This window comes from Streptomyces sp. NRRL B-24572 (genome assembly GCF_002156145.1).
Classification (GTDB): domain Bacteria; phylum Actinomycetota; class Actinomycetes; order Streptomycetales; family Streptomycetaceae; genus Streptomyces; species Streptomyces vietnamensis.
On sequence record NZ_MWIG01000445.1, the window covers coordinates 1 to 7,709 of the forward strand.

Annotated in this window: 7 protein-coding genes; 4 read left to right on the forward strand and 3 right to left on the reverse strand. The window is 71.3% G+C overall.

From position 1 onward, the window contains the following. Positions 1–746 (forward strand): YafY family protein (locus CCN56_RS25495; protein WP_086830325.1); only part of this gene is annotated, 746 nt, incomplete at its 5' end. Here CCN56_RS25495 and ctaD read toward each other — a convergent pair. Next, on the reverse strand, positions 703–2,397 hold the full coding sequence (gene ctaD, locus CCN56_RS25500) for a cytochrome c oxidase subunit I (RefSeq protein WP_086830326.1): 1,695 nt from the start codon (positions 2,395–2,397) through the stop codon (positions 703–705). The two genes, CCN56_RS25495 and ctaD, sit on opposite strands and share 44 nt — an antisense overlap. Before the next feature lie 308 nt (positions 2,398–2,705). Between ctaD and CCN56_RS25505 the strand changes: the two genes are divergently transcribed. Beyond that, the gene (locus tag CCN56_RS25505) at positions 2,706–2,921 is read left to right on the forward strand and encodes an I78 family peptidase inhibitor (protein ID WP_086830327.1); all 216 of its coding nucleotides are present in this window, start codon (positions 2,706–2,708) and stop codon (positions 2,919–2,921) included. A 65-nt stretch (positions 2,922–2,986) separates the two neighbouring features. On the opposite strand, the gene CCN56_RS25510 is transcribed toward CCN56_RS25505, so the two are convergent. After that, on the reverse strand, positions 2,987–3,844 hold the full coding sequence (locus tag CCN56_RS25510) for a phosphatase PAP2 family protein (RefSeq protein WP_086830328.1): 858 nt from the start codon (positions 3,842–3,844) through the stop codon (positions 2,987–2,989). 405 nt (positions 3,845–4,249) lie between these two features. Between CCN56_RS25510 and CCN56_RS25515 the strand changes: the two genes are divergently transcribed. Further along, entirely contained in the window at positions 4,250–6,172 is a 1,923-nt protein-coding gene (locus CCN56_RS25515; protein WP_086830329.1) for an MFS transporter, read from the forward strand. Positions 6,173–6,215: 43 nt separating this feature from the next. Here the strand turns inward: CCN56_RS25515 and CCN56_RS25520 are convergent, their stop codons facing one another. Next, positions 6,216–6,650 (reverse strand): cell division protein SepF, encoded by a 435-nt coding sequence (locus CCN56_RS25520; protein ID WP_041128488.1) that lies wholly within the window; start codon positions 6,648–6,650, stop codon positions 6,216–6,218. A gap of 324 nt (positions 6,651–6,974) precedes the next feature. On the opposite strand from CCN56_RS25520, the gene CCN56_RS25525 reads away from it, so the two are divergent. After that, a partial coding sequence (locus CCN56_RS25525) for a DUF5685 family protein (protein WP_256962132.1) occupies positions 6,975–7,709 on the forward strand: 735 nt, incomplete at its 3' end.

A 7,709-nucleotide genomic window follows, 5' to 3' on the forward strand; every position in this document is an offset into this window, starting at 1 on the left:
ACGACGAGGAGGCCGTCGCGGTCGCGGTGGGGCTGCGGTCCGCCGCCGGGCAGGGGGTGGAGGGGATCGGCGAGAGCTCCGTACGCGCCTTGGCGAAGCTGGAGCAGGTGCTGCCGAGCCGGCTCCGGCGCCGGATCGGGGCGCTCAACGCCTTCACGGTGCCCCTGCTGCGTACCCCCAGGGAGCGGGTCGACCCGGCGGTCCTCACCGAGTTGGCCAACGCCTGCCGGGACGGCGAGCGGCTCCGTTTCGCCTACCGCGACCACGGCGGGACGGCCACCCGCAGGACCGTCGAGCCGCACCGGCTGGTCTGCACCGAGCGGCGTTGGTATCTCGTCGCCTGGGACCTCGACCGGGACGACTGGCGGACGTTCCGGGTCGACCGCATCGAGCCGAAGCCCCCGCACGGCCCCCGCTTCCCGCCCCGCGAGCCGCCCGCCGACGACCTGGCCGCCTATGTGGCGAAGGGCGTGTCCGGTACGGCCTACGCGACGGAGGCGACGGTCCGGCTCTTCGTCCCGCTCGCCGAGGCGGCCGCCGTCGTCGGCCCGCTGGACGGGGTCCTGACGGCGGACGGCGAGGACGCCTGTCTGCTGCGGACGGGGGCGCACAGCCTGGACACGATGGTGTTTCACGTGATGTTCATGGGCTTCGACTTCGAGGTGGTCGAGCCGCCGGAGCTGGTGGGGGCGGTCCGGGAGCTCAGGGACCGGTTGTCCCGGTCCCTCGATCGGTCGGAGGGCTGATCTGCATCCGCTCGTACGCGGCGAACTCGGGGTGGTGGAGGTCGAAGGCGGGCGCCTCGGAGCGGATCCGGGGCACGGACTCGAAGTTGTGCCGGGGCGGCGGGCAGGAGGTCGCCCATTCCAGGGAGCGGCCGAAGCCCCAGGGGTCGTCGACCTCGACCTTCTCCCCGTACCGCCAGGTCCGCCAGACGTTGTAGAGGAACGGCAGCGTGGACGTGCCGAGCAGGAAGGCGCCGATGGTGGAGACGGTGTTGAGTGCCGTGAAGCCGTCGGCCGACAGGTAGTCGGCGTACCGGCGGGGCATGCCTTCCGCGCCGAGCCAGTGCTGCACCAGGAAGGTCAGGTGGAAGCCGACGAAGAGGGTCCAGAAGTGGATCTTCCCGAGCCGCTCGTCGAGCATCCGGCCGGTGAACTTGGGCCACCAGAAGTAGAAGCCCGCGAAGGTCGCGAAGACGACCGTGCCGAAGACCGTGTAGTGGAAGTGGGCGACCACGAAGTACGAGTCGGTGACCTGGAAGTCCATCGGCGGCGAGGCGAGGATGACGCCGGTGAGCCCGCCGAAGAGGAAGGACACCAGGAAGCCGACGGACCAGAGCATCGGGGTCTCGAAGGAGAGCGAGCCGTGCAGCATCGTCCCGGTCCAGTTGAAGAACTTCACCCCGGTGGGCACCGCGATGAGGAACGAGAGCATCGAGAAGAACGGCAGCAGCACCGCGCCCGTCACGAACATGTGGTGGGCCCAGACCACCACCGAGAGGCCGGTGATCGCCATGGTGGCGGCGATGAGCGTCGCGTAGCCGAAGATCGGCTTGCGGGAGAAGACCGGGATGATCTCGCTGATGATCCCGAAGAACGGCAGCGCGATGATGTAGACCTCGGGGTGGCCGAAGAACCAGAAGAGGTGCTGCCAGAGCAGCGCCCCGCCGTTCTCGGGCTGGAAGACGAGGGCGCCGAGACGCCGGTCGGCCTCCAGGACGAGCAGCGCCGCCGCGAGGACGGGGAAGGCGATGATCACCAGGACCGCGGTGAACAGGATGTTCCAGGTGAAGATCGGCATCCGGAACATGGTCATGCCCGGCGCCCGCATCCCGATGATGGTGGCGAGGAAGTTGACCGAGGTCAGGATCGTGCCGAAGCCGGAGAGCGCGAGTCCCATGATCCACAGGTCGGCACCGACGCCCGGCATCCGCTCCAGGCTGTTCAGCGGGGCGTAGGCGGTCCAGCCGAAGGCCGGTGGCCCGGTCGGGGTGAAGAGCGAGCCGAGGACCATCAGGCCGCCGAAGAGGAACAGCCAGTACGAGAACATGTTGAGCCGCGGGAAGGCGACGTCGGGCGAGCCGATCTGCAGCGGCACCAGCTCGTTCGCGAAGCCGGCGAAGGTGGGCGTGGCGAAGAGCAGCAGCATGATCGTGCCGTGCAGGGTGAAGGCCTGGTTGAACTCCTGGTTCGTGACGAACTGGAGCCCCGGGCGGGCCAGCTCGGCCCGCATGAGCATCGCCATGAGCCCGGCGATCAGGAAGAAGACGAACGAGGTGGCCAGATAGAGATGGCCGATCTTCTTGTGGTCGGTCGTGGTGAGCCAGTCGATCAGGATGCGTCCGTGCCGCTGCCGGGCCGATTCGGCGGTCGCGGTCGCTGTCCCGTTGCCCATCGCTTCCTCCGCCTCACCGTCGTCCCGGCTCCGCGTCTCCGGGCGTTCGGACAGCGTAAGCATTGTGTAAGGGAAGAGTGTGCGCCTCGGGTGCGCGTCGCCGACACAATTCGGGACGGCCTGCGGGAAGAGGGGAATTGAAAGCGCCTCAGCCGCCCTTCCACGCCCTTCGTGCGAACTGCCCGGTGCCGTTCGGAATTACTGGAGAAACGGCTGGAAACCCGCCTCGCGAACGGTTGTGAGCAGGGCAGACATATGTCGAGAACTTGTGACACAAGCGTGACCGCCGAGGGACTAACGTGAGGTTCATGTCACCCACTTCGCGCACTCCCGAACCACCCCGCGACGCCCCCGAGTCCTATGTGGGCCTCGACGCCGAAGGGGCCGAGCGGCTCGCCAGGACCCGCGGCTGGCGCGTCGTCCGGTCCCTGCCGCCGGGCTCGATCATCACCATGGAATACCTGGCCGGGCGCATCAACTTCGAGGTCGAGGACGGCACCGTCACCCGCTGCTGGCTCGGCTGAGGAGCCGGCGGGACCGCATGCGAAAGGGCCCCGGCCGAGACGGCCGGGGCCCTTTCGCGTACGTGTCAGCCGCGGGTCGCGGGGGCGCGCCGGGCGCCGGCCACCCCCACGGGCTCGCGGACCGGCTCCCGTACCGGACGCGGCCCTCCCGAGGCCACGGGCAGCGAGGGCACGAGCCGGCGACGGTCCCGCAGCCGCTCCCGCACCCGGTCGCGCGCGGCGAGGATCCTGGCCTCCGCCACGGCCAGCACCGGCTCGCACCAGGGCAGCGCGAGCAGGACGAGCAGCCCGGCGGCCCAGCCGAGCAGCACGTCGCTCAGCCAGTGCGTGCCCAGGTAGACGGTGGTGAGGCCGACGCCGAGCGCGACCACCGCGGAGAGGGCCGACAGATAGCGCCGGGCCCTCGGGGTGGTCGCCAGATAGGCCAGGATGCCCCAGGTCACGACCGCGTTGGCGGTGTGCCCCGAGGGGAATATGTCGCCGCCTCCGAAGAGCTCGGCGGAGCCGACCTGGGTCGCGTAGTGGGGGCCGAGGCGGCCGAGCCCGATCTTGACCGCGCCCACCGAGACGTTCAGCAGCAGGAGGGCGGCGCCGAGGCACAGCAGGGGGCGCAGGGTGTGCTGGCGCCAGGAGCGCCAGCCCAGCCAGGCGGCCACCATGACGGCCGTGGGGCCGCGCTGGCCGAGGACGACGTAGTAGTCGAGGAAGCCGTGGATCTCGGGCCACTGCTGGTACGGCCGGAAGAGCATGATCTTCCAGTCGAGGGTCACCAGCCACGTCGACAGCAGGACGGCCACGACGATGGCGAGATAGAACGCCGACGTCCCGCCGAAGAGGGCGAGACGCGTGCGGGTCATCCGCGGGACCTCTATCTTCGGCGGTTCCGGCTCCCGGTCCAGCCGGGCAAAGATGTCGGTACGCACCCAATCGACGTTACAGGGAGTGAGAAGCAGACCCGGTCGTTCCGCTCCCTTCGTGATGATCGTGTGATGTGGAGTGGGTCTCATCGAGTGGTCTATTCCAGGCGTCCGTCGGGAAATCCGATGACCTTCGCCCCTATTGCCGCAGGGGCGATTCCGGAAGGGTGTTTGAACGCCCGGGAATTTCCTCAAACAGACGTCCGTGCGGAATTCCATGCGACGCGCGGTCCGCGCCGAGTGGCGTACGCCACACCGCGAGCCCCGTCGAGGTGAGAGCTGCGCCACGCGCTCGGGCCTTGAACTCGCGTACGCTGACGATTCACTCGCCCGTCGATGCCGGGCCGCCCCAGGGGCATACGCCCTGGTCACAGCCCACCGAGCGCGAGAGCTTCACCGGGAGGTACGTACATGTCGAGGACGAACACTGCCCACGGGCGAACGCGTTCCGCCGTCGACGGAGGCGCCAACCGCTGGGTCGTCCTCGTCGTCCTCTGCGTCAGCCTTCTCCTGGTCGCCCTCGACGCGACCATCCTCCACGTCGCCGTCCCCTCGCTCACCGAGGACCTGCGCCCCAGCTCCACCGCGCTGCTCTGGATCGTCGACGCCTACCCCCTGGTCTGCGCGTCGCTCCTGATCCTCTTCGGCACCCTCGGCGACCGGGTCGGCAGACGCAGGATCCTCCTCCTCGGCTACGCGCTCTTCGGCGTCGCCTCGGCGGTCGCCGCGCTCGCCACCGAGCCCGCGGTCCTCATCGGGGCCCGCGCGCTGCTCGGCGTCGGCGGCGCCATGATCATGCCCGCCACGCTCTCCATCCTCCGGACGGTCTTCCCCGACCGGCGGGAGCGCGCCACCGCGATCGGCATCTGGACCGCCACCGCCGCGATCGGCGCCGCCACCGGACCCGTGCTCGGCGGCTTCCTCGTCGAGAACTACTGGTGGGGCTCCGTCTTCCTCATCAACATTCCGCTGATGGCGCTGATCCTGCCGCTCGGCCGCCGCCTCCTCCCCGAGTCCAGGGGCGCCACCGACGGCCCCTGGGACGTGCTCGGCGCGCTCATGGCCGCGGCCGGTGTCCTGCTCTGCGTCCTCGGCGTCAAGCACGTCGGGGCCGGCGGCTCGCTGCTCTCCCTCACGACCGCCGGACCGCTGTCCACCGGCATCGCGCTCCTCGTCCTCTTCGTACGGCGGCAGAAGCGGCGCCCGCACCCGCTGATCGACCTGCGGCTCTTCTCCCGGGCCGCCTTCACCACCTCGGTCGGCTGCATCGTCATCGGCATGCTGGCCCTGGTCGGCCTGGAGCTCATCGCCGTCCAGTACCTCCAGCTCGTCCTCGGCCTCAGCCCCCTGGAGACCGGGCTCCGGCTCCTCCCGCTGACCTTCGCCGCCATGGCCGCCGGCGCCACGGGCTCGTACACCCTGCGCAGGGTCGGGCCGCGCCGGATGGTCGGCTGGGGCTTCGTCCTCACCGCCGCCGCGGTGCTGCTGCTGACCCTCATGGGACAGCACGACCGGCCGCTGCTGCTCACGGTGGGCTTCGTCCTGCTCGGCTTCGGCCTGCAGACCACGCTCTTCTCGGCGTACGAGTCGATGCTCAGCGAGGCGCCGCAGCACAGCGCGGGCGGCGCGGCCGCGATCGGCGAGACCTCGTACCAGCTCGGCGCGGGCATGGGCATCGCGCTGCTCGGCAGCGTGATGAACGCGGCGTACGCCCCCGGGCTCGCCTCGGTGCCCGGGGTGCCCGCGGAGGCGAGCCGGGCCGCCGCGAACTCGCTCGGCGAGGCGTACAAGGTCGCCGATCAGCTCGGCGGTACGGCGGGAGAGGCCCTGCACCAGGCCGCCCGGCACTCCTTCGTGACCGGTCTGCACGTCACGCTCTGCGTGAGTGCCGGACTGCTGCTCGTGGGCGCGCTGATGGCCCGGCGACTGCCGGAGATCATGGAATGCCCGGTGGATCCGGAGGCGGCCTTCGACGAGCGGGAGGCCCAGAGGACGCGTCCGGCCCCGGAGGGCCCGGACCGGGGTGCGGAGCTTCGGGCCACGACGGAGCCGACCGGGTCGGCGGGATCGCCGGGAACGGCCCCCACGGCTCCTGCGGAGCTGCCCGGCCTGCCGGGGTGGCCCGGTCCTGCGGAGGCGCCCGGTCTCTCGGAGGCGCCTGGTCTCTCGGAGGCGCCCGGTTCCTCGGAGCGCCCTGGTCCTTCGGTGCTGCCGGGTGTCCCGGAGGTGCCCGGTGCCGCGGAGCGCCCCGGTTCCCCGGGGGCGGTCGAGCCTCGGGTGCCCGCGACGCGGGAAGCGATCGAGCCCGCCGGCTCGGGGCGTCCGGCGCACTGACCCGGCCCCGTCGGGAGGTGCCAGGACCGGCCGGCGGACTCGATCAGCTCTGGTTGAAGAAACCGTCCTGCTGACGTCGGCCCGTCTCGCCGCTGACGATCTGGGTGTCGGCGGGGGTCAGCAGGAAGACCCGCGTCGCCACGCGCTCGATCGAGCCGCGCAGACCGAAGGCGAGACCGGCGGCGAAGTCGACGACGCGCTTGGCGTCGTTCGGCTCCATCGCGGTCAGGTTCACGATCACCGGAACCCCCTCCCGGAAGAGCTCGCCGATGCCCCGGGCGTCCCGGAAGCCGTCGGGGGAGACGGTGGCGATCCGGCGGCCCCGCTCCTCGGCGGTGTCCGTGGCCACCCGGACCCGGGGGTCCGTCACCCAGGCGTCGCCGCCCTCGGCACCGTCGGCGTACTCGTCGTCGTAGTAACGCTCGTCGTTGTCCTCGACGAGTCCCAGCCAGGCACTCGCCTTGCGCACCGATCCCATGGACGCCTCCTTTCAGCGCGGTCACTTGTGGTTCCGCAATCCCTATCGTCGTCCATGATGCGGATCGCGCGCCAAGTGGATAGGCGCCGCGCAGGGGATTCGTGACGGTACTGGTGCAGAACGTGAGGGCCGTTTCCTGGCGATTCGTCAGGAAACTTGCGGTATGCGGGCCCTGACGGAGGGCCATGCAGCTGAAAATATGAAAGTCGGTCTGGAAGGGTGACGATGGGCGCGTACGGGTGAACGGAGCCCTCGCTACGATGCCGCGAGGCCGCTCGGCGGACCCTCGCCGCCCGCCCCAGCCCACGACTCACGGGGGAGTCCTTGTTCGGAATCGTCAGACCCTGCACCCACCGCCTCACCGACGGCCTCAAGACCGAGTGGATGGCCCACCTCTGCGGCCTCTGCCTGGCACTCCGCGCCGACCACGGCCAGTTCGCCCGGGTCGTCACCAACTACGACGGCCTCATCGTCTCGGTCCTGACGGAGGCTCAGACCGGCGTGACCGAGGCAGGACGCCGCACGGCCGGGCCCTGCGCGCTGCGCGCCATGCGGACCGCCCCCGTCGCCCGCGGCGAGGGAGCCAGGCTCGCCGCCGCCGTCTCGCTCGTCCTCGCCTCCGCGAAGGTACGGGACCACGTCGCCGACCGGGACGGCCTGTTGGCCCGCCGGCCGGTCGCCGCCGCGGCCCGCCGCGTCGCCCGCTCCTGGGACAGGGCCGGGGCCAGGACGGGCCGGGACCTCGGCTTCGACACCGCCGTCCTCGTCGACGCCGTCGACCGCCAGACCGGCATCGAGGCCCTCGCGGGATCCGGCACCTCCCTGCTCACCGTCACCGAGCCGACCGAGACGGCGACCGCGGCCGCCTTCGCGCACACCGCCGTCCTCGCCGGCCGACCCGGGAACGCGGCGCCGCTCGCCGAGGCGGGCCGTCTCTTCGGCCGCCTCGCCCACCTCCTCGACGCCGTCGAGGACCAGGCCGCCGACGCCGAGACCGGCGCGTGGAACCCGCTCACCGCCACCGGCACCTCCCGCGAGGAGGCCCGCCGGCTCGCCGAC